Raw genomic sequence first — 24,847 nt, forward strand, 5'->3', positions numbered from 1 at the left:
GTCATTTATTATCACTTTATAAGGATTGAAATTGGGTATAATTCCTATGCGATTTCTCTTTTCAGTTCCTCGATAAACTCTGAAGAATTAAGATTTGTGAATTCCAATATTTTCCGGTACAAACAAGAACGCAATAGTTCTGAGAGGTTTACGATTATTTTACCTAAATAGGCATGTTTCTCTCTTGAATCCATTTCATTGAGTTCTACACTAGACCCATGTACGATTTCACTTCTTAGTTCATATGCTTTAATAAGAATGTTATATACTTCTTCCCGATCATATTTAGTTGAAAGAAATTTAGAACATCTGGTTGCAATATTTCGTTTAATGGAACCCTCATTGTTTTTTACTAATAGAGCTTCAAATGCGATCATTAAGTCGATAACTTGATCTTCCTGTTCAGATTTTTGAATTGAGAAGAGGTATCGACGGAGAGCTATTTGAATCGGTTGATTTTCAGATTGAAGTTGATATCTTTTCCAATAATCTTTAATCTTTTCAGAGTCTTCTATTTTGAGAAAATATTCCTCTGAAAAATGAGCTGATACCTTAGGATTTGTTGTGAATCCAGCTTGACGGTATTCTCCTTCAGACATAATATGACGAAGGGCATAAGCAACCTTCGTTTTACCACCCAAGAAAATTGCAAAGAAAAGGTTCAAATCATCGAGCAATTTGAATAATTTCCTTGGAAATGTACTTTCATTACTTTCTGTGTATTCATATTCAATAATAAATTGTTGGGTTTTAAGATTGTCATATTTTATTCGATCATATATTTCTTCTAACTCATGATCGGCACCTTTTCGAATGATTATATGATCACTTAACTTAATTTCAGTTAACTCAGAATTAAATCCCAAAAGAAGAATTTTGTCTTTGCGTTGAATTTCTCTCATTTTCTAATGGTTAATCGTTAGGATCTTTAACTTCTTCCTGGGATGGATCCTTGGTTATTTTAATTGGATTACGATTCTTTATTTCATCTCTACGACTTGCGATTATTTCTGCAATTCTTTCCTCTAACTTAATATTCTTAAAAATCTCTTTATTCTCTTCAGGTATACTTTCTAAGTATTCGACAATTTGCAAGATTTGGGTTTGAAAATTCTCAACTATTCTATGTGCAACCAGGTATTCATCTTCCGTCACCTGCATTGGTGTTTCAATGCGATTAGAATAATCGACGTAAAACCCTTTATTCTTTTGAAGATTCGCATTATCCCACCAATCAAATAATTCAGGTAGGGTTCTGAATAATGCTAGCGCTTCTTTTTTTGCTTCACGAACGATTGTTTCTCCAGAATCTGATATTTGAATTCTCCCCGAAATTTGATCTCTCGATTTTTCGACTATGCCCATCATAAGCGTCATGATAGGATACATTATACTTATTAAAGACGCCAAATTATGTTTAATAATATGATCAGTAAAGAATAAGTGTATCCTTTGAATATCTTTAAGCTTAAATCCGAAATGCTGAGCATAAATCAGAACACCTGAGACTGATTGTTCTGTAGAGAGAATAAGAAGTGATACCGGAATACCATAATGACCGGTTTCGGATGCAGCTTCTGCCGATTTCTTGTGCATTTCAGCAGATTCGAAGTTCTTTTTTGCAGCTTCCAGGTATTCATCTTCTTTAATTGTCTTAAGGAGGTTACGTTCGATTTTCATAATGAATAGTATGTGTTTCAGTTTCTTGAACTAAAGTAAATTAATTTCGATATGTTACACCTGATACAATCTAATCTTCACATTATTTAAGAATCAACGACGAGAATGGCTACTTTTTCATTTGGTTACGAATTGATGAATCTTCCGAAGAATCCTTCTGACCTCATTCTAAACCATCTGAACTTTTTTGATACCTTTAAATGTGTGTAGGATTTCAATTCTAACCCTTTTTCTGTACCTAGCAGGTTAAAAGGTTTCAAAATATTTGATTTTCAGTTGGTTCAGGCGAACTTTTTTCCTAACTTAAATAAGAAAAGGCACTGCTTCTGATTAAAAAACAAGTTCAGTGCATTTTGCAAATAATTGAAAGATGAATGAAAATTACCTCCACTTTCTCTGGAAAAACAAACGTTTTCCGACTCATAATTTGACTACAATTGAGGGTCGAAAAATTGAAATATTACACGTTGGAATTCACAATCACGATTCTGGCCCCGATTTTTTCAACGGGCAAATTCGTATAGATGAGATTCATTATTCTGGAAACATTGAAATGCACGTCAAATCCTCCGATTGGAACTTGCATGGACATCAGTTTGATCCAGCCTATTCCAATGTGATTCTGCATGTGGTTTACGAACACGATCAATTGATTTTCATTGAAGGAATTCCGATTCCAACCGTAGAATTGAAGAGAATCATCGATTGGGAAAACTTCAAGTGGTTTAATCAGTATTACAAAGGCAATAAAACCATTCTTTGCGAATCTTTCCTCTCAAGCCTTCCGCCTCCCATTTTTTGGAATCAGGTAGAACGCTCGCTTATCCAAAGAGTTCAACGAAAAACTTCAGAGTTAAATCTGCTTCTGCAAACCTCCGAAATGTCTTATAAAGAAGTTTTATTTCGAATAATCTCAAAGGCTTTTGGTATGAAAGTCAATCAACTTCCATTTCAAGAGCTGGCTAACCGAATTCCGTTTGAGAAATTTATCAAAGCCTCTCAAAAACAGAAAATGGCCATAGCTTTTGGTGTTAGTGGCTTTTTAGAAAACGATGAATTCAAAAGTAGTTACCAAAACGAATTGAGAGCCGAATGGGATTTCCAACGCTACAAATTAAAATTACATGCTGCAAACAGACATATTTGGAAATTTAAAGGGTGCAGACCTGGTGGTTTTCCAACACAAAGATTGGCACAGTTTGCAACTTTTGTGCATGAAATGGACTGGTCGTCTTCCTTGTGGTTTTTGTCTGCAAAAGAATTAGTGCAACAATTGCAAGGTAAATTGATGAAGCCTGCCAACGAATATTGGAAAACACATTTTGATTTCGATAAAGAAAAAAGTGCTCCATCTTCCATGAGTATTGGAACTGCAAATACGATTATCATTAACAGCATTGTTCCCTTTTTATGTTGGCTGACTGAAAAATTAAGCGATGAGGTTTATCGAAATCGGGCTTTCGAGATATTGGAACAACTTCCAGCGGAGAATAATGAGAAAGTGATGGCCTGGAAACGAATAGGCTTTGTCGCTAAAAATGCGTTTGAATCTCAAGGATTGATTGAGTTGAGCAATGAATTTTGCACCAAGAAAGGATGTTTGAAATGCGTGATTGGGAATACCGTTTTAAAAGTATAATTGAAAATGGAGAATGTGAGAATTGAAAAGAAGAGAAAGTCATAAACTTTTCAATTCAAAAAAAGTGTAATTTTGATACAGGAATAAACGATGAAAAGAACCCTTCAAAAAATAGCTTTTTTCTTTGAGATGCGCTCCTTTGGAGTATGCTCTTGGTGGGCTCGAAAATTGGGTATTCAAACCAATAAGGTCCGACTCGGATTTATCTATGCAACGTGTATTGGATTAGGGTCTCCTTTGATTCCGTACTTAATCATGGCTTGGATTTTAGAACACAAACACTATTTCCAATTCAAATCTAAAAAACGCTCTATCTGGGAGTTGTAAAAAACCATATTTATGAAAATTCTGATTACGGGCTCTAATGGTTTGTTGGGACAAAAAATCGTCAAACGCTGTTTGAAACACCATATTTCATTTATTGCCACTTCGAAAGGAGTAAACCGAAATCCAGAATGCCCATCAGAGAATTACATTGAATTGGATTTGGTGAATTCGGAAGAAGTTGAGGCTTTGATTAAAGCCCAAAAACCAACAGCAATTATTCATACTGCTGCATTAACCAATGTGGACTATTGTGAATTACATCCCGAAGAATGCTACTTTGTAAATGTTCGCGCATCGAATGTCTTATTTGAAGCAGCGAAAAAAGTGAAGGCACATTTTCAACTATTGTCCACAGATTTTGTCTTCGATGGTGAAAACGGACCCTACAAGGAAGATGACACTGTAAATCCATTAAGTATTTATGCACAGTCGAAAGTAGATGCGGAAGAACTGTTATTGAATGATTCGGACACGAATTGGTCAATTGCCAGGACAATTATCGTATACGGAACAGGTTTCGGCTTATCTCGATCCAATATGATTCTATGGGCTTTAGAAGCTTTACCAAAAGGAGAAGTCATGAAATTAGTTGATGATCAGTTTCGTGCCCCAACTTGGGCAGATGACTTAGCTTATGGATGTGTTGAAATCATCAAACGGAATGAAAGGGGGATTTTTCACCTTTCCGGACCAGTAACAAGATCTGTCAAAGCAATTGTGGAAGAAGTTGGAAAAGCATTGGAATTAGAGAATATTGCCATCGAAACAATTTCTTCTACTACCTTGAATCAGGCTGCAAAGCGTCCACCAAGAACCGGTTTCGACCTCTCAAAAGCTGCTCAAAAATTGGATTATCTCCCTTTAGATATTCAAGAATCAATACCTCTCTTGTTGCGAGACATTGATTATTATAGCTAACTTGAACCAACTATGACACACTTTCACTATTCAAAATCTACTAAACGAGGCATCTTCATTTTCACTGTTCTGTTGATTGCTGTTTTCGTACTTCCCGACTTGATTCAATATTTCCGACCGAAATCGAAGATTGAAATAAATCAATGGACTATTCAAGAGAAACAAGCAGTCCAAAAGTTATCAAGAGAGACCACCACTAATTATCGAAAAAACTGGAAGGAAGGCCGTTATTCAAAACCTGTTTCTAAATTTAATCCCAATGAATATACTCTAGAGCAATGGATGGCTTTGGGGCTTTCGGAAAAACAAAGTGCCATCGTTCTCAAATTCACCAATCGAAAAATCTACTCCAATGAAGAATTGAAACGCGTTTTTGTGATTTCGAACGAACTTTTTGAGCTGATAAAAGATTCTACGATTTATCCAGAAAGACCAAAGAATTTTGATAAGCAAACGGAATATATTTTAGAACAAGAGCTGATTGTATTAGATGTCAATCGAGTTACATTGGATGAAATGTTAGCAGCTCGAGATATCAGTGTTTTTGATGCAAAGCAAATTATCAAATACCGAGATGAGTTAGGAGGGTTTTATTCAAAAGATCAATTAAATGAGGTTTGGCAGGCTACGCCAGAGAAAGTAATCCTTTGGGAAAAGCATATTCAAATTGATTTGAAGAACGTCAAAACAATCAATATCAACAACTGTAGCTCGAAACAATTATCATTTCATCCATATATTTCTTGGAATTTGGCAAATTCTCTCGTAAAATTGCGCACTCAAATCGGTTCTTACAAAGAAGTGCAAGAGATTAAAAAATCAGTTTTGATGACAGATGAACTGTATGAAAAGCTGAAACATTACCTTATAGTTGAATAATGATAGAAGAAAAAATAAAGGGAGTTATTAGAGATGTTATTGATTTTCCAAAACCAGGAATAGTTTTCAAAGATATCACTCCAATCATGTTAGATCCTAAATTATCAAAAGAAATTGTCGATCATTTGGTTTCTATTTACAAAGATCAAAACCTAGATAAAATCGCTGGAATTGAAAGTCGTGGCTTTTTGTTTGGCTACCCACTGGCCATGGAACTAGGAATTCCTTTTGTATTGATTCGCAAGGCTGGAAAATTACCCTATCATAAAATTAGCCATTCTTATGACCTAGAATATGGCTCTGCTACTATTGAAATGCACATTGATGCAGTTCAAAAAGGAGAGAAGGTATTGATTCATGATGATTTATTAGCTACTGGTGGATCAGCTTCTGCAGCTGCGGAATTGATTCAGAAATGCGGAGGAGAAGTAGCTGGATTTAACTTCCTAGTAGGATTAAATTTTCTGAATGGGATTGAAAAATTGAAAAACTACTCTAATAATATTACTAATTTAGTGATTTATTAGAAATTATATAATCGAAGAATAAATTAACGGCACCCCCGATAATACTGTTAATCATGAATTTTGAACTAAACGAGAATCAATTAATGATCACGCAAATGGTGCGTGATTTTGCGGAAAGACAAATCCGTCCAAACATGAATAAATGGGATGCGGAAGAGCATTTCCCAGTAGATATCATGAAAGAAATGGGAAAACTAGGTTTACTAGGAATATACATCCCAGAACAATACGGTGGTAGCGGTTTTTCCTACATGGAATATGCAACTGCACTAATGGAATTAGGAAAAGTATGTGGTGGAATTGGTTTGAGTGTTGCTGCACACAATTCCCTTTGTACAGGTCATATTTATTACCACGGAAACGAAGAACAAAAGAAAAAATATCTTCCAAAATTAACTTCGGGAGAATTTATCGGAGCATGGGGTCTGACTGAACCAAATACAGGTTCTGATGCGATGCGTATGAAATGTACGGCGGTGAAAGATGGTGATTATTGGGTAGTGAATGGTGCTAAAAACTGGATTACTCATGGTCTTTCAGGAGATGTAGCGGTTGTTTTGATCCGTACGGGAGAATTATTGGATTCGAATGGAATTACTGCTTTTATTGTTGAAAAAGGAACACCTGGATTTTCAGCTGTAAAAATCAAAGATAAATTAGGTGTTCGTGCATCTGAAACGGCTGAGTTGATTTTTGATAATGTGCGTTTGCATGAATCGCAAGTGATTGGCGAAGTAGGACAAGGGTTCAAACAAGCAATGCACATTTTAGATGGTGGACGTATTTCAATCGCAGCACTTTCTTGTGGAATTGCTCGTGGAGCTTACGAAGCATCTGTTAAATATGCGAAAGAGCGTGAGCAATTCGGTCAACCAATTGGTAAATTTCAGGCGATTGGATTCAAATTGGCTGATATGGCAACTGAAGTGGAAGCTGCAGAATTGTTGACATTCCAAGCTGCGGATTACAAGAATAGAAACCAAAAAATGACGACTCAAGGTGCATTTGCTAAATACTTCGCTTCTGAGGTTTCTGTTAGATGTGGAAATGAAGCTGTTCAGATTATGGGCGGTTACGGATACACAAAGGAGTATCCTGCTGAGAAATTCTTGCGCGATGCAAAATTGATGACTATTGGTGAAGGAACTTCTGAAATCCAAAAATTGGTTATTTCAAGAGAACTTTTGAAGTAGTTGAAGCACTGCTTCAACGAGGTTTGAGCGTTAGCTCAACGGTGACATGATATTATTTGCAAGTTTTCAGCAAATATTTTTGAAATACGCTTTGTTGAAAAGAAAAAACAATTATCTTTGCGCTCCCTATAAACGTATAGGTAATAAAAAGCTAACAATAGAATTTAAATAGATATGTTAATCATTCCAGTTAAAGAAGGCGAGAACATCGAAAGAGCGCTTAAGAAGTACAAGAAGAAATATGACAAAACAAATGTCATGAAAGAATTACGTCGTCGTAAAGAATTCGTGAAACCATCTGTTATTGATCGTCAGGCGAACATTCGTGCAGCTTATGCTCAAAAAATGAAATCTCAAGAGATTTAATACGGTTGAATTCGCATTAAATGAAATTGAAGGTCCGATTTATTCGGGCCTTTTTTTGTACCTTGTATTTCTGTTATGTCCTATAAAGATTCCTTCATACATTATTTAGAAGTCGAGAAGCGGTATTCGAAACATACTATCTTGGCTTATGAAGAGGATTTAAATCAATTTGTTTCTTTTTCTGAATTAAAGGAATCTGTGGAATGGAGGGAGGTGAACTATCAATTGGTGCGCGCTTGGGTTGTGGGCCTTTTAGAGAGCGGTCAGAGTAATCGCACAGTTTCTCGTAAGATTTCATGTCTGCGTTCTTTTTTCAAGTGGTTAATAAACGAAGGGAAGATTGGAGAGAATCCAATGCTTCGGATTAGAGGTCCTAAAGTAGAGAAAAGACTTCCGCAATTTGTGAAACAGACAGAAATCGACGGGGCTAGAATTGAAGGGTTGTTTTCTTCCAATTTTGAAGGTGTACGAGACCGATTGATGTTTGAGTTGTTTTATCAAACTGGAATTCGTTTGAGTGAGCTGATTGAGTTGAAGAATAAAGATGTTTCCAGTGTAAGTATTAAAGTTTTAGGAAAGAGAAATAAGGAGCGCATTATTCCGATAGGTCAAGAATTGCACGAAATTATTTTGGCCTACCAATCCATAAAGCCAGGTGGGCCCGATAGCCAAATTTTGTTATTTGTCAAAAAAGATGGCAGGAAATTATCTCCAAAGTTTGTTTATAGAAAAATAAATACATATCTTGGAAGTGTAACGAATGTGCAAAAAAAGAGTCCGCATATCTTGCGTCACACGTTTGCAACGCACATGTTGAATAATGGTGCAGGACTGGAAACTCTGAAAGAACTTTTGGGGCATGCTAATTTATCTGCAACCCAAGTTTATACGCATAATTCGTTCGCGCAAATAAACTCGATATATTCACATGCTCACCCACGTGGGCGCAAAAAGTAAAAGTCATGGACGTTAAAGTGCATTCTATCCATTTCAAAGCAGATCAAAAATTAATTGATTTCGTTAATGAGAAAGTTGAAAAACTTCAAGTTTTTTTTGATCATATAATTGTAGGGGAAGTTTTTTTGAGGTTGGACAAGAATTCTGATGGAGAAAATAAGATAGCAGAAGTGAAAATATTGATGCCCGGAAAAGAACTATTTGCAAAGAAACAATGCAAATCTTTTGAGGAAGCGGCAGATTTATGTATCGATGCCTTGCGAACACAGGTAAAAAAATACAAGAGTAAATTGGTTAATTAGTGATTGAAAATGAATTATTTAGATGGGCGACTTGAAGGGTTGCCCATTTTTTTTTGATTTTTTTTCATTCAACCCCTTGCGGTTAGTTAATTAATTACTAGATTTGCAAACCCAAATGGGAAAAACACTTTAAAGAATCGTTCTTTTAAATCGTATTTATTACCAAAACTTTAATGCCGGTGTAGCTCAGCTGGCTAGAGCAGCTGATTTGTAATCAGCAGGTCGGGGGTTCGAGTCCCTCCACCGGCTCGCATTAAAGGATGGGAGTGTCGCATAGTGGCTATTGCAGTAGACTGTAAATCTATCACCTTACGGTATCGCTGGTTCGAGTCCAGCCACTCCCACACAAAGTAAAGAATATAATAAGCGGGAGTAGCTCAGTTGGTAGAGCGTCAGCCTTCCAAGCTGAGGGTCGCGAGTTCGAATCTCGTCTCCCGCTCAATTACGATATAAAAAGGATAGGCCGGTGTAGCTCAGGGGTAGAGCGCTTTCTTGGTAAGGAAGAGGTCACGAGTTCAATTCTCGTCATTGGCTCTGCAGGGATTCACTCATTACGTTATATGGGTGAAATTTTGTATTAGTAAGAAAAAGGTTTATTAACTACGTAACAAATAAAAACAAATGGCTAAGGAAAATTTTAATCGTTCCAAACCGCACGTTAACATCGGGACTATCGGGCACGTTGACCATGGTAAGACTACGTTAACAGCTGCAATCTCTAGCGTGTTAGCTTCTAAGGGATTGGCTGCGGTTCGTGATTTCTCTTCTATTGACAACGCTCCTGAAGAAAAAGAGCGTGGTATTACTATTAACACATCACACATCGAGTACGAAACTCTTAACCGTCACTACGCACACGTTGACTGTCCAGGTCACGCGGATTACGTAAAGAACATGGTTACTGGTGCTGCTCAGATGGATGGTGCTATCTTGGTTGTTGCTGCAACTGATGGTCCAATGCCTCAAACTCGTGAGCATATCCTATTAGGAAAACAAGTTGGTGTTCCTCGTTTAGTTGTATTCATGAATAAAGTGGATATGGTTGATGACGCTGAGTTGTTAGAACTAGTTGAAATGGAAGTTCGTGAATTGTTGTCTTTCTATGACTATGATGGTGACAATGCTCCAGTTATTCAAGGTTCTGCATTAGGTGCATTGAACGGAGAAGCTGAGTGGGTTGCTAAAATCGACGAATTAATGGATGCGGTTGATACTTATATCGAATTGCCTCCACGTGATGTTGATAAGCCTTTCTTGATGCCAGTTGAAGATGTATTTACGATTACAGGTCGTGGTACAGTAGCAACAGGACGTATCGAAACAGGTGTTATTAACTCTGGAGATCCAGTTGAGATCTTAGGGATGGGTGAAGAGAAATTGACTTCTACTGTAACTGGGGTTGAGATGTTCCGCAAAATCTTGGATAGAGGTGAAGCAGGTGACAACGTTGGTCTTTTATTACGTGGTATTGAGAAATCTCAAATCAAACGTGGAATGGTAATCTGTAAACCAGGTTCTGTTAAACCACACGCTGATTTCAAAGCTGAAATCTACGTATTGAAAAAAGAAGAAGGTGGACGTCACACTCCATTCCATAACAGATACCGTCCTCAGTTTTACTTCCGTACAACTGACGTTACTGGAGAGATTTTCTTGACAGACGGACGTGAGATGGTTATGCCAGGTGATAACGTAACAATTACTGTTAAGTTGATCGTTCCTGTAGCAATGGACAAAGGTTTACGTTTTGCAATCCGTGAGGGTGGTAGAACTGTAGGTGCTGGTCAAGTTACAGAGCTTATCTCAGCTTAATTAGACTGAAAAAATAATAAAACAAAAGGGTTAGAATTTTTTCTAACCCTTTTTACACGGGCGTAGCTCAGCTGGTAGAGTAGTGGTCTCCAAAACCATTGGTCGTGGGTTCGAATCCTACCGCCCGTGCAAATAAAATAAATTGACCATGTCAAAGTTTAGAAATTATTTTAGCGAAACAATTACTGAGATGACTCAGAACGTTACGTGGCCGACGTGGAAGGAATTACAGAGCAATTCACTGATTGTGGTTATTGCATCTGTGATTTTTGCATTGTTGGTCTTCGCTATGGATACTGTTTTTGGAATCACAGGAACTACCACTTCTGCATGGAAGGGTGCGATTGGATTTATCTATTCTTTCTTTTAATTATAAAAATGGGAGATATTAAAAAACGTTGGTACGTAGTACGTGCAGTGAGTGGAAAAGAGAAAAAGGTTAAAGAATATTTGGATCTTGAAATTTCTCGCCTGAAACTGGATGATTATGTGTCTCAAGTATTGATTCCAACTGAGAAAGTTTTTCAAATCCGTAATGGAAAGAAAATCTCAAAGGAAAAAGCATATTTACCAGGATATGTATTGATTGAAGCGGCATTGTTAGGTGAGGTTCCTCACGTAATTAAAGGAATTCCAAATGTAATTGGATTCTTAGGTGCTGAAAAAGGGGGAGACCCACAACCAATGCGTTTATCCGAAGTAAATAGAATCTTAGGAAAAGTAGACGAATTGTCTGAAACAGAAGAGGAATTGAAAATCCCATTTGTTATCGGAGAATCGGTTAAGGTGATTGATGGACCTTTCAATAACTTCTCAGGAGTTGTTGATGAAATCAATGAAGACAAGAAGAAACTGAAAGTAATGGTTAAAATCTTCGGTCGTAAGAATCTTTTGGAGCTTAGCTACATGCAAGTCGAAAAAGAAGGATAACATGTATTAACCGCAGCAGTGGGTTTATTGATTAAAGCTTCCCTTTAATTCCCACGTTATGACTGCATAATTTAAATAAACAATGGCTAAAGAAGTAGCAGCATTGATCAAATTACAGATCAAAGGTGGTCAAGCCAATCCAGCTCCTCCAGTTGGTCCTGCACTTGGTGCAAAAGGGGTCAACATTATGGAATTTTGCAAGCAGTATAATGCTCGTACGCAAGATAAGCCAGGAAAGGTATTACCATGTGTGATTACTGTTTACAGTGACAAATCATTTGATTTCGTCATCAAAACTCCTCCAGCAGCTGTGCAAATTATCGACACTGTTAAGCTTAAAAAAGGTTCTTCTGAGCCTAATAAAAGCAAAGTTGGTACAATGACTTGGGATCAAGTTCGTGCTATCGCAGAAGATAAAATGCCAGATATGAATTGTTTTACTGTTGATTCAGCTATGACTATGGTAGCTGGTACAGCACGTAGTATGGGTGTAACTGTTAAAGGAGGTGAAGCTCCCGCAACTAAATAATCGCGAGTATCATGGGAAGAATTTCTAAAAAAAGAAAAGAAGTTTTAGCAAAGTATGATTTGACTAAAACTTACACCTTGGTAGAAGCGTGTGATTTAGTAAAAAACATTACAACTACTAAGTTCGATGCATCAGTAGACATTTCTGTACGCTTAGGTGTAGATCCACGTAAAGCGAACCAAATGGTTCGTGGTACAGTTGCATTGCCTCACGGAACAGGTAAGGACGTACGAGTACTAGTACTTTGTACTCCAGACAAAGAAGCTGAAGCAAAAGCAGCAGGTGCTGAATTCGTTGGATTGGATGAATTCATTGAGAAAATCAAAGGTGGTTGGACAGACATCGACGTAATTATTACAATGCCTTCAGTGATGGGTAAAGTAGGAGCTCTAGGACGTATCTTAGGACCTCGTGGTTTAATGCCAAACCCAAAAACAGGTACTGTAACAATGGAAGTTGGTAAAGCTGTTGAAGAAGTGAAAGCAGGTAAAATTGATTTCAAAGTTGATAAATTTGGTAATATTCACTCATCAGTAGGGAAAGCTAGCTTCGAAGGAGCTAAAATTCGTGAGAATGCAAATGAATTAATCCAACAATTAATCAAATTGAAACCATCTGCTGCAAAAGGTACTTACATTAAAAGTATCTATATCAGCTCTACAATGTCTCCAAGTATCCAAATTGATGCTAAATCTGTTGTAGCTTAAAATCTTGAAGTATGAATAAAGATCAAAAAGCACAGTACATTGAAGATCTTGCTCAAGATTTATCGAAAGCAAACATCTTCTATCTTGCAGATACAGCATCTCTTACAGTTGAAACAATCAACCAATTACGCCGTCGTTGTTTTCAACAAGGTATCGAACTACGTGTAGTTAAGAATACATTGTTGGCTAAAGCAATGGCTAAGGTTGAAGGTAGAAATTACGATAACTTAGCATCTGTGTTAAGCGGTCCAACATCTATCATGTTTGCTGAAGTAGGAAATGCCCCTGCAAAATTGATTAAAGATTTCCGTAAGAAAAATGATAAGCCTGTTCTTAAAGGAGCTTATATTGAAGAAGCAATCTTTATTGGTGATAACCAATTGGATACGTTAGAAGCAATCAAGTCTCGTGAAGAATTAATTGGTGACATCATCGGATTACTACAAAGCCCAGCGAAAAATGTTATTTCTGGTCTTACAAGTGGTGGATCTAAAATTGCTGGAATCCTTAAAACGCTCGAAGAAAGAGCATAACGCTTGCGCTGAAGCTTCAGCGAAGGCACAAGTAAAAAAATTATTAAGAACCTTTTTTAAAATTTATAAAAATGGCTGATTTAAAACAAATCGCAGAAACATTGGTTAACCTTACAGTAAAAGAAGTTAACGAGTTAGCAACAATCTTGAAAGACGAGTACGGTATTGAGCCTGCTGCTGCTGCTGCAGTAATGGTAGCTGGTGGTGGTGCTGGAGCTGGTGAAGCTGCTGCTGAACAAACAGAATTCGATGTAATCTTGAAAGCTGGTGGTGCTAACAAACTTGCTGTAGTTAAGTTGGTTAAAGAATTAACTGGTAACGGATTGAAAGAGTCTAAAGACTTAGTTGACGGAGCTCCTGCTACATTGAAAGAAGGTGTTTCTAAAGACGAAGCTGCTGCTTTGAAAACTCAGCTTGAAGAAGCGGGTGCTGAAGTAGAGATCAAGTAATTAGTTACAAAAAATTGCCAGGAAAGGTGTCCCGACGAAATGTCGGGATGCCTTAACCTGTTTTTCGGCGTTTAGCCAATTTTAAAGTCCTTTTCTCAATTAAATTTATTTCGCCTTGGCAACAACAAGCAATACATCAACGAGAATTAATTTTGCTTCTAGCAAAAATCAGTTCGCTTATCCAGATTTTCTGGATATTCAGCTTAAATCCTTCCAGGAGTTTTTCCAATTGGAAACAACACCTGAAAATCGTGAAAGCGAAGGATTGTTCAAGGTATTTGCGGAAAATTTCCCAATTACTGACACACGAAATCAATTCGTGTTGGAGTTCCTTGATTATTTCATCGACCCACCCCGTTACACTATTGACGAGTGTATCGAAAGAGGTTTAACTTATAGTGTTCCACTAAAAGCTAAACTAAAATTATATTGTACAGACCCTGAACACGAAGATTTTGAAACTATCGTGCAGGATGTATACTTAGGTACGATTCCATACATGACGCCAAAAGGTTCTTTCGTAATCAATGGTGCTGAGCGTGTTATTGTATCTCAGTTACACCGTTCTCCAGGGGTATTCTTCGGTCAAAGCCGTCACGCAAATGGTACAAAATTGTACTCTGCGCGTGTGATTCCTTTTAAAGGATCTTGGATCGAATTCGCAACGGATATTAACAGCGTAATGTATGCTTACATCGATCGTAAGAAAAAATTACCTGTTACAACATTATTCCGTGCGATTGGATATGAAACAGATAAAGATATTCTAGAAATATTCGGATTAGCTGACGAAGTGAAAGCTAATAAAGCTAATTTGAAAAAATGTGTTGGTAGAAGACTGGCAGCTCGTGTATTGAAGTCTTGGATTGAGGACTTTGGAGATGAAGATACAGGAGAAGTAGTATCTATCGAACGTAATGAAGTAATCCTTGACCGTGAAACAGTATTGGAAGAACACCATGTTGATTTAGTAATCGACGCTGGAGTGAAAACAGTAATTTTCCACAAAGAGGATGCTAATTCAGCTGATTATACAATTATTTACAACACGCTTCAAAAAGATACTTCAAATTCTGAAAAAGAAGCTGTTGAGCATATTTACCGTCAGTTGCGTAATGCTGAACCACCAGATTATGAAACAGCAAAAGGTGTTTTCGAGAAATTATTCTTCTCAGATGCACGTTATGATTTAGGTGAAGTAGGTCGTTATAGAATGAATAAAAAGTTGAATATCGATAACTCGGAAGAGTCTCGCGTTTTAACTAAAAATGATATCCTTTCGATTATTAAGTATTTGATTGAACTAATCAACTCGAAAGCGGATGTGGATGACATTGACCACTTGTCAAATCGTCGTGTTCGTACAGTTGGGGAACAATTATATGCTCAATTTGGTGTTGGTTTGGCTCGTATGGCTCGTACTATTCGTGAACGTATGAACGTTCGTGACAACGAGGTCTTTACTCCAATCGATTTGATTAACGCGAAAACCTTGTCTTCCGTTATCAATTCGTTCTTCGGAACTAACCAGTTGTCTCAATTTATGGATCAGACCAACCCGCTTTCTGAGGTAACTCACAAGCGTCGTTTGTCTGCATTAGGACCAGGTGGACTTTCTCGTGAAAGAGCAGGTTTTGAGGTACGTGACGTTCACTACACGCACTACGGTCGTTTGTGTACGATTGAAACGCCAGAGGGACCAAACATTGGTTTGATCTCATCTCTATGTGTATTTGCGAAAGTAAATAAACTAGGATTTATCGAAACTCCTTACCGTTCGGTATCGAATGGTAAAGTAGATACAACTTCTGAGCCTATTTATTTATCTGCTGAAGAAGAAGATGAAAAAATGATTGCTCAAGCAAATGCAATTGTGGATGAAAAAGGAAATTTCCTTTCAAATGTAGTGAAAGCTCGTTTCGAAGGTGACTTCCCGGTTGTTCAACCAAAAGATTTGCATTTAATGGATGTTGGTGCTAACCAGATTGCTTCGATTGCAGCATCTTCGATTCCTTTCTTGGAGCATGATGATGCCAACCGTGCCTTGATGGGATCCAACATGCAGCGTCAAGCTGTTCCATTGTTGAAACCACAATCTCCAGTAGTTGGTACTGGAATTGAGCAATTGGTTGCGCGTGATTCTCGTGTGTTAATTAATGCTGAAGGTCCTGGAACAGTTGAATATGTTGATGCAAATGAAATCGTGATTCGTTACGACTGGTCTGCTGATGACAAATTGGTAAGTTTTGATAGCGAAGTTATTCGTTATTCTTTAACGAAATTCCAAAAAACAAACCAGAGTACAACGATAAACTTGAAGCCAATTGTACGCAAAGGTGACCGTATTGATTTCGGTCAGGTTCTTTGTGAAGGTTATGCTACGCAAGGTGGAGAGTTGGCTTTAGGTCAAAACTTGAAAGTTGCCTTTATGCCTTGGAAAGGGTATAACTTCGAGGATGCAATTGTGATTTCTGAGCGTGTTGTACGTGATGATATTTTCACATCCATTCATATCGATGAATATTCATTAGATGTTCGTGATACGAAACGTGGAATGGAAGAATTAACTTCTGATATTCCGAATGTTTCTGAAGAAGCAACAAAAGATTTGGATGAAAATGGTTTGATTCGTATTGGAGCTGAAATTAAAGAAGGTGATATCCTAATTGGAAAAATTACTCCAAAAGGTGAAACTGATCCATCTCCAGAAGAGAAATTATTGCGTGCAATCTTTGGTGACAAAGCAGGTGATGTAAAAGACGCTTCTTTAAAAGCTGGTCCGTCATTACGTGGAGTTGTTATCCAGAAAAAATTGTTCTCTCGTGCAATCAAGGATCGTAAATCAAAAGCTCAGGACAAACCAGTTTTGGAAGTTTTGGATACTGAATACGATAGAGATTATGCTGATTTGAAAGAAAAATTAGCAGATAAATTGATGACCATCTTAGGTGAAACAAAATCTGCTGGAGTTTTTAATAATTTCAAAGAAGAAATCATTAAAAAAGGTACGAAGTTTACGCATAAAAATTTGTTGGTGATTGATTATACAATCGTTAATCCTACAAGTTGGACTGCAGAAGCGCATATCAATGCTTTGATTAGTCGTTTGTTGCATAACTTTACGATTAAAGCAAATGATTTGTTGGGAATCTACAAACGTAAGAAATTCCATATTTCAGTTGGAGATGAACTTCCTGCAGGAATCGTTAAAATGGCGAAAGTTTATGTTGCTCAGAAACGTAAGTTGAAAGTAGGTGATAAAATGGCTGGACGTCATGGTAACAAAGGTATTGTTGCAAATATCGTTCGTGCTGAAGACATGCCATTCTTGGAAGACGGAACACCAGTAGATATCGTATTGAATCCATTGGGGGTACCTTCTCGTATGAACTTAGGTCAGATTTATGAAACTGTACTTGGTTGGGCTGGTCAAAAATTAGGAGTGAAATTCGCTACACCAATTTTTGATGGTGCTAAACCAGAAGAAATCAACGAATGGACAGACAAAGCAGGTGTTCCACGTTCAGGTAAAACTTACTTGTACGATGGAGGAACGGGAGATCGTTTCCACCAACCAGCAACAGTTGGTATCATTTACATGTTGAAATTATCTCACATGGTTGATGATAAAATGCATGCTCGTTCAATCGGACCATACTCATTAATTACACAACAACCATTGGGTGGTAAAGCTCAATTCGGAGGTCAGCGTTTTGGTGAGATGGAGGTTTGGGCATTGGAAGCATTTGGTGCAGCTAATATCCTACAAGAAATCTTGACAGTTAAATCCGATGACGTGATGGGACGTGCGAAAGCATACGAAGCGATCGTTAAAGGGGATAACATTCCAGAGCCAGGAATTCCAGAATCATTCAACGTATTGTTGCATGAATTAAGAGGTCTTGGATTGAATGTGTCAATGGATTAAGATCTTATTAGGAAACAAATTGTCAAATTGAATTAAAGAAAGTTATAACATGGCTTACAGAAAAGAAACACCGAAAAAACAAAGTAGTTTCAATAAGATTACGATCTCGTTGGCTTCTCCTGAGGTGATCCGTGATCAATCAAGCGGAGAAGTGCTCAAGCCTGAGACAATTAACTATCGTACATACAAACCGGAAAGAGATGGATTGTTCTGTGAACGCATCTTCGGACCAGTAAAAGATTACGAATGTCATTGTGGTAAGTACAAACGTATCCGATACAAAGGGATTGTTTGTGACCGTTGTGGTGTTGAAGTAACTGAGAAAAAAGTACGTCGTGAGCGTATGGGACATATCTCTTTGGTTGTTCCTGTTGCACACATCTGGTATTTCCGTTCATTACCAAATAAAATTGGTTATTTATTGGGATTGCCAACCAAAAAATTGGATCAAATCATTTATTACGAGCGCTACGTAGTTATTCAAGTTGGTATCGCTAATAATTTAGATGGTAGTGCACTTACTGAAAAGGAGTTCTTGACAGAAGAAGAGTACTTAGATATCTTGGATACTTTGCCAAGAGAAAACCAATATTTGGAAGATACAGATCCAAACAAATTCATCGCGAAGATGGGTGCGGAGGCTTTGTATGACTTGTTACGTAAATTGAATTTGGAAGATTTATCTTACAAATTGCGTCACCAAGCAAACACAGAAACTTCTGTTCAACGTAAACACGAAGCTCTAAAAAGACTTCAAGTTGTGGAGGCAATGCGTGAATCTCAAACGCGTATTGACAATCGTCCTGAGTGGATGATTGTGAAAGTAGTTCCGGTTATTCCACCAGAATTACGCCCTCTAGTTCCGTTGGATGGTGGACGTTTCGCAACATCGGATTTGAACGACCTTTACCGTCGTGTGATTATCCGTAATAACCGTTTGAAGCGTTTGATCGAGATCAAAGCTCCAGAGGTAATTTTGCGTAATGAGAAGCGTATGTTACAAGAAGCTGTTGACTCATTGTTCGACAACTCTCGTAAAGCTTCTGCTGTTAAAACAGAATCAAATCGTCCATTGAAATCCCTTTCTGATTCATTGAAAGGTAAACAAGGACGTTTCCGTCAAAACTTATTGGGTAAACGTGTTGACTACTCTGCGCGTTCAGTAATTGTTGTTGGTCCAGATTTGAAATTACACGAGTGTGGTTTACCAAAAGACATGGCTGCAGAGCTTTACAAACCGTTTATTATTCGTAAGATGATTGAACGTGGTATTGTGAAAACGGTTAAATCTGCAAAGAAAATCGTTGACCGCAAAGAGCCAGTTGTTTGGGATATCTTAGAAAGTGTATTGAAAGGACATCCAGTTTTATTAAACCGTGCTCCTACGCTTCACCGTTTAGGTATTCAAGCATTTCAACCAAAATTAATCGAAGGAAAAGCGATTCGTTTGCACCCGTTGGTAACAACAGCATTCAACGCCGATTTCGATGGTGACCAGATGGCAGTTCACTTACCTTTAGGTAACGCTGCAATTTTGGAAGCTCAATTGTTGATGCTTGCTTCTCACAACATTTTGAACCCTGCGAATGGAGCACCAATTGCGGTACCTTCTCAGGATATGGTTTTGGGTCTTTACTACATCACGAAGATGCGTACAAGTACCCCAGAACATAAGGTAAAAGGTGAAGGAAGTATTTTCTATTCTCCAGAAGAAGTTATCATTGCGAATAACGAAGGGAAATTGGATATGCATGCGCCAATCAAAGTGAAATCTTACGATTTAAACGCAGATGGTGTACCAGCTTTAATGATGATTGATACGACTTGTGGTCGGGTATTATTCAACGAAGTTGTTCCAAGAGAGGTTGGATTCATTAATGATGTCTTAACTAAGAAAGCGCTTCGAGATATTATCGGACATGTATTGAAAATATGTGGAACAGCTAAAACAGCTAAGTTCCTAGATGATATCAAAGAATTAGGATACGGTATGGCATTCAGAGGTGGATTATCATTCAACTTGGATCACATCATTATCCCGAAAGAAAAAGAAATTTTGGTTGCGAAAGCAGAAACTGAAGTGAAAGAGGTAATGGCCAATTATAACATGGGTCTTATCACAAATAACGAACGTTACAACCAAATTATTGATATTTGGACACATACAAACTCTCGATTGACAAACACGTTGATGGAGCAATTGAAGAATGATGATCAAGGATTCAACTCTATCTATATGATGTTTGACTCTGGAGCTCGTGGTTCGAAAGAACAAATTCGTCAGTTGTCTGGTATGCGTGGTTTGATGGCAAAACCTCAAAAATCTGGAGCTTCTGCGCAAGAAATTATCGAGAATCCGATTCTTTCTAACTTTAAAGAAGGTCTTTCGATTTTGGAGTACTTTATTTCTACTCACGGTGCACGTAAAGGTTTGGCCGATACAGCATTGAAAACGGCGGATGCGGGTTACTTAACTCGTCGTTTGGTTGACGTAGCACAAGACGTTGTTATTAACGTAATGGATTGTGGTACTTTAAGAGGTTTGGTTGCAACATCATTGAAGAAAAATGATGAGATCGTTGAGCCATTGATCGACCGTATTTTAGGAAGAACATCTGTACACGATATTTTCCACCCAGAAACTGAGCAATTAATTGTTGAGGCGGGTGAGTTGATTACTGATACAGTTGCCGATGAAATCGAAAAAGCAGGTATTGAAGAAGTTGAGATCCGTTCGGTATTGACTTGTGAAATGCGTCGTGGAGTTTGTTCTAAATGTTACGGACGTAACTTGGCAACTCACCGCCCTGCACAAGATGGTGATGCTGTTGGTGTAGTTGCTGCTCAATCAATTGGTGAGCCAGGAACACAGTTAACATTGCGTACATTCCACGTTGGGGGTACTGCATCTAACATCGCTGATGTATCCGATTTGAAAGCAAAATCTTCTGGGAAATTAGAAATCGATGAGTTAAGAACAATTTCTCGTAAAGGTTCTGATGGAACTGAAAAGATTATTGTTGTTGGTCGTTCAGGTGAATTGAAAATATCTGATCCAAAAACTGGAGTTGTATTAATGACTTCAAACATTCCTTACGGATCTGAAATGATGATTGAGAATAACATTTCAGTGAAAAAAGGAGACGTTATCTGTAAGTGGGATCCGTACAATGCGGTAATCATTTCAGAGGTTTCTGGAAAAGTAGTATTTGAAAATATAATTGACGGTGTTACTTACCGCGAGGAAGTCGATGAGCAAACAGGATTTACTGAAAAAGTAATCATTGAATCTCGCGATAAAAAGAAAAACCCTGCGATTCACATTATTGATCCTAAAACGAAAGAAGTATTACGCGAGTATAACATTCCAGTTGACTCACATATTTCTGTAAACGAAGGTGATAAAGCTGAATTAGGAGTTATCTTGGTTAAAATTCCACGTGTAGCTGGTAAAACAGGGGATATCACTGGAGGTCTTCCACGTGTAACGGAATTATTCGAAGCGCGTAACCCTTCAAATCCTGCAGTTGTTTCTGAAATTGATGGTATTGTTGAGTTTGGTAAAATTAAACGTGGTAACCGTGAAATTCAAGTGACTTCTAAAAATGGAGATGTTCGTAAATACTTGGTTCCACTATCTAAACATATCTTGGTACAAGAAAATGATTTCGTTCGTGCTGGTCAATCTTTATCAGATGGAGCAACAACACCGAATGATATCTTGAATATCCAAGGTCCAACGAAAGTACAAGAGTACATCGTAAATGAAATCCAAGAGGTTTACCGTTTACAAGGGGTAAAAATTAACGATAAACATTTCGAAGTAATCGTTCGTCAGATGATGTTGAAAGTAGAAATCATTGATGCTGGGGATACTCGTTTCTTAGAGGGACAGTCGATTCACAAAGCTGATTTCATGGAAGAAAATGATTCTATCTATGGAATGAAGGTCGTTGTTGACGCTGGAGAATCTTCTACGTTGAAAGCTGGTCAAATTGTTTCTGCTCGTAAATTGCGTGATGAAAACTCACAATTGAAACGTGCTGACAAGCAATTGGTAGAATCTCGTGATGCAGTTCCTGCAACTTCAACACCATTGTTACAAGGTATTACACGTGCTTCATTGCAGACACAATCATTTATTTCTGCTGCTTCCTTCCAGGAAACAACAAAAGTATTGAACGAGGCTGCAATCTCTGGAAAAGAAGATCATTTATTAGGTTTGAAAGAAAACGTAATTGTTGGTCACTTAATTCCAGCTGGTACTGGTGTACGTCGTTTCCAAAAAGTCATTGTTGCAAACAAAGAAGAATTGGACGCGATTTCTTAAGAATTAATAGTCTAAAAAATAGAAATCCCTCTTGGCTGAAGCTGAGAGGGATTTTTTCATTTTTAATACTTATAGAGGTTTATTGAATTTTCAAAAATTGGAATTTGTTGCAGATCAGTTCTATTATCGTGAAGATGGTGCACAAATAGTATCAGGACAAGAAACCCCTTGGAGTTATATATGTGATCTAGAAATGACAGAAAATAAGCTACGGAATATAGGTTTAAGTCCTAATCCTTCAACAGATTTTGTAGCACTTTCTGGAAATGATCTGTCATTAGTCCAAGAGTTAGCAATTTATGATATTCATGGTAAATTGGTAAAGAAACTCACCTTATCTGACATTCAATCAAAGATTTCGATTTCAGAACTGGATAACGGAGTATATCTATTGTCTTTAAATCAGAATTCGAAAGTGCTTCGATTTTGAAACGATGATGTAAAAAGAATAAACTAAAAATCCCCGCTTACTCAGGTAAACGGGGATTTTTTATTATCAATGATCACTGAATCAATTTCCTTATGGAACGATAATCGGTTTCAAACCTCTTAATCCCATATCTGTTGGATAATCATTCACATCTCCATTTGATAAAAGCGGTTCGTATTTATTATCACCATTTACATCGTACCATTCAAAACTATTATTTGTGGATAGAGACATCACACAAGTAATATCTTGTGTTTCATTTCCTGTAATGGTAAATGGAGTGTCAAACTGCCCTGTAACAACACAAGATCCTGCAGGAACTGGTGATGTAGCAAACAAAGGATTTGGTACTGTAGTTGCTGGTGCCTGACCTTGGAATACCATTCCTAAATTTTCAAAAGCCCAGTAACCTTGCGATTTGTTCGCATCAAGCGTTACTGTTTGATTCCAAACTTTGTAGTTCGTAATATACGTATTGAATCCAACAAATGAAGCTAACCTACCATTATAATTAACACCGCTGTATCGGTAGTCTAAAGCATAGTTTTGGTAAGTTAAAGACATGCGTACCCAGTTATAAGAGTCTGGATTGATGTTTTTCAATGGGATTTTTAAGAATACTTCATTATCTCCTTTGATAATTGCTTTACTAAAATCAACTGCATTGTTTCCTCCAGCAGTTGTTTCAGCCCCATGGTACAAAATGTCGCCACCACCTAACTGAGTCATTGCACTTTGAGCAAATTCAATGTAATGCGCACTCATTCCATAAAATATAGGAGATTGAGCTCCGTGATTTGCAGGAATGGTAGTTGGATTTCCAAAATTATCTAATCGAGGAGCCAAAGAGTCAAAATGCAATTTAATTATCAAATAAGGTCCAGTTTCTTCCTCTGGATATGTACAGCTTCCGTCGTCTTTAGTAGCTTTAGAGTTGTAATTTGTTGCCGTTGAATCCGTGCAACCTTTTTTCTTACATCCAACAGAAATTGCTGATATAAGAAGTAATAGAAGAGCAAGTTTTTTCATTTTTTGAAGTTTTCGAATGACTAAAGTATAGAAAATAAAAGGATTAATATACTTCTAACGAATTCTGAACAAGAACGTTACTTTTTGTTAATCATATACACCGCAGAAATTCCCAATAGACCTCCAATTAATGTATGGATTTCTAATTGTTCACCGAGTATTGCAAATGAAAAAACCGCAGCACTAAAGGGAACAATAAAAATGAAGCTACTGGCTTTTTCAGCACCTATTTTAGATGTAGCAAAAAAGTAAGTGGTAGTTGCTAAAGTTGTTGTGATGACACTTGAAAAGAGCACATTCCCCCAGAAGCGGATGTCTGTTGTTTTAAGAAGTCCATTAATTGCTGAAAAGTCGCAAAATGGAACAATACAAATAAACGTCACAACATACATCCACCAAGTAAAGGCAAACGGAGATCCGTATTTCGCAGATTTCGATGTAAATTTGCTCATAACAGACCAAATGAGGGCACTCAATAGAAAGTAAAGATTTCCAGGTTTTGCAAAAATATCCTCGTTTCCCCAAACTTTTAAGAGCGTTAAACCGGCAATTATTCCGAATAATAACCCGATAGATTCATTTCGAGTTGGTTTCTTCCAATCAATAAGCATTCCAAGACCATAAGCCATTACAGGATTTAAAGTGGTAACTAAAATTCCGCCAGCTCCGGGACTTCCATTTTTTAAACCACCCAAAAAAGTATAGTTGTACGTTGCCATGAGAAGTCCAGAAATGAGTAAAAATGGGATGCCTTTTTTGGAAATGACGAGTTTGGTTTTGAGTAGAATTAGGAGTAAAATCAAACTGATAATTACGAATCCGTATCGAAAAAATCCGAGGTCAGCGGCAGAACCAAAAGTGGTTAAAACCTTATTCGATGGCCAACTGATTCCCCAAATAATCATGCTAAAAACCATGACGATAGTCAGCATGGATTGCGGATTCTGTTTTTCATTCATGGGGCAAAATTAGTCAATATCGAAAGATGTTTCGTTAAATTCAAGAAAGCTTTTGTATTTTCGTCTTATGGAAAATAATGACAATCAAATAAACATCGAGTTAAACGAAGAATTGGCTGAAGGAGTCTATTCTAATTTGGCTATTATCACACATTCACAAGCTGAATTTGTAGCTGATTTCGTTCAAATGATGCCTGGAATGCCCAAAGCGAAAGTGCGTTCTCGTGTAATTATGTCTCCACAAAATGCAAAACGTTTGATGCGCGCATTGGCAGAAAATGTTCAAAAATATGAGCAAGTGAATGGAGTAATTAATGATGTTGATACACCTCCTTTTCCTCCGATGAATTTTGGTGGAACGACGAACCAGGCATAATTTTTTTAAGTATAATTATTAATTAATCAGAATAAATTGGTCGGTAA

General features: G+C 37.4%; 24 protein-coding genes and 5 tRNA genes. 25 read left to right on the forward strand and 4 right to left on the reverse strand.

The window, feature by feature from the left end:
• Window positions 1–44: 44 nt before the first annotated feature.
• Together FLUTA_RS10715 and FLUTA_RS10720 are read right to left on the reverse strand one after the other, a co-directional pair.
• Window positions 45–902: a HEPN domain-containing protein gene (locus FLUTA_RS10715; RefSeq protein ID WP_013686898.1), complete on the reverse strand. Its 858-nt coding sequence runs from the start codon at window positions 900–902 to the stop codon at window positions 45–47.
• Between the two features lie 10 nt (window positions 903–912).
• Entirely contained in the window at window positions 913–1,680 is a 768-nt protein-coding gene (locus FLUTA_RS10720; protein WP_013686899.1) for an AbiV family abortive infection protein, read from the reverse strand.
• 370 nt (window positions 1,681–2,050) lie between these two features.
• On the opposite strand from FLUTA_RS10720, the gene FLUTA_RS10725 reads away from it, so the two are divergent.
• From FLUTA_RS10725 to FLUTA_RS10840, 24 genes are all read left to right on the forward strand, one after another.
• A complete protein-coding gene (locus FLUTA_RS10725) occupies window positions 2,051–3,319 on the forward strand; it encodes a DUF2851 family protein (RefSeq protein ID WP_013686900.1) in 1,269 nt (422 codons plus the stop codon).
• 90 nt (window positions 3,320–3,409) lie between these two features.
• Entirely contained in the window at window positions 3,410–3,646 is a 237-nt protein-coding gene (locus tag FLUTA_RS10730; protein WP_013686901.1) for a PspC domain-containing protein, read from the forward strand.
• Between the two features lie 12 nt (window positions 3,647–3,658).
• Window positions 3,659–4,564, forward strand: a complete 906-nt coding sequence (locus FLUTA_RS10735) for an SDR family oxidoreductase (protein ID WP_013686902.1) — start codon at window positions 3,659–3,661, stop codon at window positions 4,562–4,564.
• Between the two features lie 12 nt (window positions 4,565–4,576).
• Entirely contained in the window at window positions 4,577–5,443 is an 867-nt protein-coding gene (locus tag FLUTA_RS20795; protein WP_013686903.1) for a ComEA family DNA-binding protein, read from the forward strand.
• Window positions 5,443–5,970, forward strand: coding sequence for an adenine phosphoribosyltransferase (locus FLUTA_RS10745; protein WP_013686904.1), 528 nt, complete (start codon window positions 5,443–5,445; stop codon window positions 5,968–5,970). The genes FLUTA_RS20795 and FLUTA_RS10745 overlap by 1 nt, the downstream gene beginning before the upstream one ends.
• 53 nt (window positions 5,971–6,023) lie before the next feature.
• Window positions 6,024–7,163 carry an acyl-CoA dehydrogenase family protein gene (locus FLUTA_RS10750; protein WP_013686905.1) on the forward strand — a complete coding sequence of 380 codons (1,140 nt, stop codon included), beginning with the start codon at window positions 6,024–6,026 and terminating at the stop codon, window positions 7,161–7,163.
• A 174-nt stretch (window positions 7,164–7,337) separates the two neighbouring features.
• Window positions 7,338–7,529: a 30S ribosomal protein S21 gene (rpsU, locus tag FLUTA_RS10755; protein ID WP_013686906.1), complete on the forward strand. Its 192-nt coding sequence runs from the start codon at window positions 7,338–7,340 to the stop codon at window positions 7,527–7,529.
• Window positions 7,530–7,604: 75 nt separating this feature from the next.
• The gene (locus FLUTA_RS10760; RefSeq protein ID WP_013686907.1) at window positions 7,605–8,486 is read left to right on the forward strand and encodes a tyrosine-type recombinase/integrase; all 882 of its coding nucleotides are present in this window, start codon (window positions 7,605–7,607) and stop codon (window positions 8,484–8,486) included.
• A gap of 5 nt (window positions 8,487–8,491) precedes the next feature.
• Window positions 8,492–8,788, forward strand: a complete 297-nt coding sequence (gene hpf / locus FLUTA_RS10765) for a ribosome hibernation-promoting factor, HPF/YfiA family (RefSeq protein ID WP_013686908.1) — start codon at window positions 8,492–8,494, stop codon at window positions 8,786–8,788.
• Window positions 8,789–8,963: 175 nt separating this feature from the next.
• Window positions 8,964–9,037, forward strand: a tRNA-Thr gene (locus FLUTA_RS10770).
• 13 nt (window positions 9,038–9,050) lie between these two features.
• Window positions 9,051–9,132, forward strand: a tRNA-Tyr gene (locus FLUTA_RS10775).
• 22 nt (window positions 9,133–9,154) lie between these two features.
• A tRNA-Gly gene (locus tag FLUTA_RS10780) sits at window positions 9,155–9,227 on the forward strand.
• Window positions 9,228–9,250: 23 nt separating this feature from the next.
• Window positions 9,251–9,322: transfer RNA gene (locus FLUTA_RS10785), tRNA-Thr, on the forward strand.
• Window positions 9,323–9,409: 87 nt separating this feature from the next.
• On the forward strand, window positions 9,410–10,600 hold the full coding sequence (tuf, locus tag FLUTA_RS10790) for an elongation factor Tu (protein ID WP_013686909.1): 1,191 nt from the start codon (window positions 9,410–9,412) through the stop codon (window positions 10,598–10,600).
• A gap of 56 nt (window positions 10,601–10,656) precedes the next feature.
• A tRNA-Trp gene (locus tag FLUTA_RS10795) sits at window positions 10,657–10,729 on the forward strand.
• A 19-nt stretch (window positions 10,730–10,748) separates the two neighbouring features.
• Window positions 10,749–10,970: a preprotein translocase subunit SecE gene (gene secE, locus FLUTA_RS10800; RefSeq protein ID WP_013686910.1), complete on the forward strand. Its 222-nt coding sequence runs from the start codon at window positions 10,749–10,751 to the stop codon at window positions 10,968–10,970.
• 8 nt (window positions 10,971–10,978) lie between these two features.
• On the forward strand, window positions 10,979–11,530 hold the full coding sequence (gene nusG, locus FLUTA_RS10805; protein ID WP_013686911.1) for a transcription termination/antitermination protein NusG: 552 nt from the start codon (window positions 10,979–10,981) through the stop codon (window positions 11,528–11,530).
• Between the two features lie 82 nt (window positions 11,531–11,612).
• Window positions 11,613–12,059: a 50S ribosomal protein L11 gene (rplK, locus tag FLUTA_RS10810; protein ID WP_013686912.1), complete on the forward strand. Its 447-nt coding sequence runs from the start codon at window positions 11,613–11,615 to the stop codon at window positions 12,057–12,059.
• Between the two features lie 11 nt (window positions 12,060–12,070).
• On the forward strand, window positions 12,071–12,766 hold the full coding sequence (rplA, locus tag FLUTA_RS10815; RefSeq protein WP_013686913.1) for a 50S ribosomal protein L1: 696 nt from the start codon (window positions 12,071–12,073) through the stop codon (window positions 12,764–12,766).
• Window positions 12,767–12,777: 11 nt separating this feature from the next.
• On the forward strand, window positions 12,778–13,299 hold the full coding sequence (gene rplJ, locus FLUTA_RS10820; protein ID WP_013686914.1) for a 50S ribosomal protein L10: 522 nt from the start codon (window positions 12,778–12,780) through the stop codon (window positions 13,297–13,299).
• Between the two features lie 71 nt (window positions 13,300–13,370).
• On the forward strand, window positions 13,371–13,748 hold the full coding sequence (gene rplL / locus FLUTA_RS10825; protein ID WP_013686915.1) for a 50S ribosomal protein L7/L12: 378 nt from the start codon (window positions 13,371–13,373) through the stop codon (window positions 13,746–13,748).
• Between the two features lie 115 nt (window positions 13,749–13,863).
• Window positions 13,864–17,676, forward strand: coding sequence for a DNA-directed RNA polymerase subunit beta (gene rpoB / locus FLUTA_RS10830; protein WP_013686916.1), 3,813 nt, complete (start codon window positions 13,864–13,866; stop codon window positions 17,674–17,676).
• A 49-nt stretch (window positions 17,677–17,725) separates the two neighbouring features.
• Window positions 17,726–22,006, forward strand: coding sequence for a DNA-directed RNA polymerase subunit beta' (gene rpoC, locus FLUTA_RS10835; RefSeq protein ID WP_013686917.1), 4,281 nt, complete (start codon window positions 17,726–17,728; stop codon window positions 22,004–22,006).
• 31 nt (window positions 22,007–22,037) lie between these two features.
• A complete protein-coding gene (locus FLUTA_RS10840) occupies window positions 22,038–22,436 on the forward strand; it encodes a T9SS type A sorting domain-containing protein (RefSeq protein ID WP_013686918.1) in 399 nt (132 codons plus the stop codon).
• A gap of 90 nt (window positions 22,437–22,526) precedes the next feature.
• Here FLUTA_RS10840 and FLUTA_RS10845 read toward each other — a convergent pair whose 3' ends face one another.
• Together FLUTA_RS10845 and FLUTA_RS10850 are read right to left on the reverse strand one after the other, a co-directional pair.
• Window positions 22,527–23,465 (reverse strand): hypothetical protein, encoded by a 939-nt coding sequence (locus FLUTA_RS10845; RefSeq protein ID WP_013686919.1) that lies wholly within the window; start codon window positions 23,463–23,465, stop codon window positions 22,527–22,529.
• Window positions 23,466–23,542: 77 nt separating this feature from the next.
• Complete coding sequence (locus FLUTA_RS10850) at window positions 23,543–24,424, reverse strand: DMT family transporter (protein WP_013686920.1); 882 nt, start codon at window positions 24,422–24,424, stop codon at window positions 23,543–23,545.
• A gap of 67 nt (window positions 24,425–24,491) precedes the next feature.
• Here FLUTA_RS10850 and FLUTA_RS10855 point away from each other — a divergent pair, with 67 nt between their 5' ends.
• On the forward strand, window positions 24,492–24,800 hold the full coding sequence (locus tag FLUTA_RS10855) for a DUF3467 domain-containing protein (RefSeq protein ID WP_013686921.1): 309 nt from the start codon (window positions 24,492–24,494) through the stop codon (window positions 24,798–24,800).
• Window positions 24,801–24,847: the final 47 nt, after the last annotated feature.

Origin of the sequence: Fluviicola taffensis DSM 16823, assembly GCF_000194605.1 — a bacterium.
GTDB lineage: Bacteria > Bacteroidota > Bacteroidia > Flavobacteriales_D > Crocinitomicaceae > Fluviicola > Fluviicola taffensis.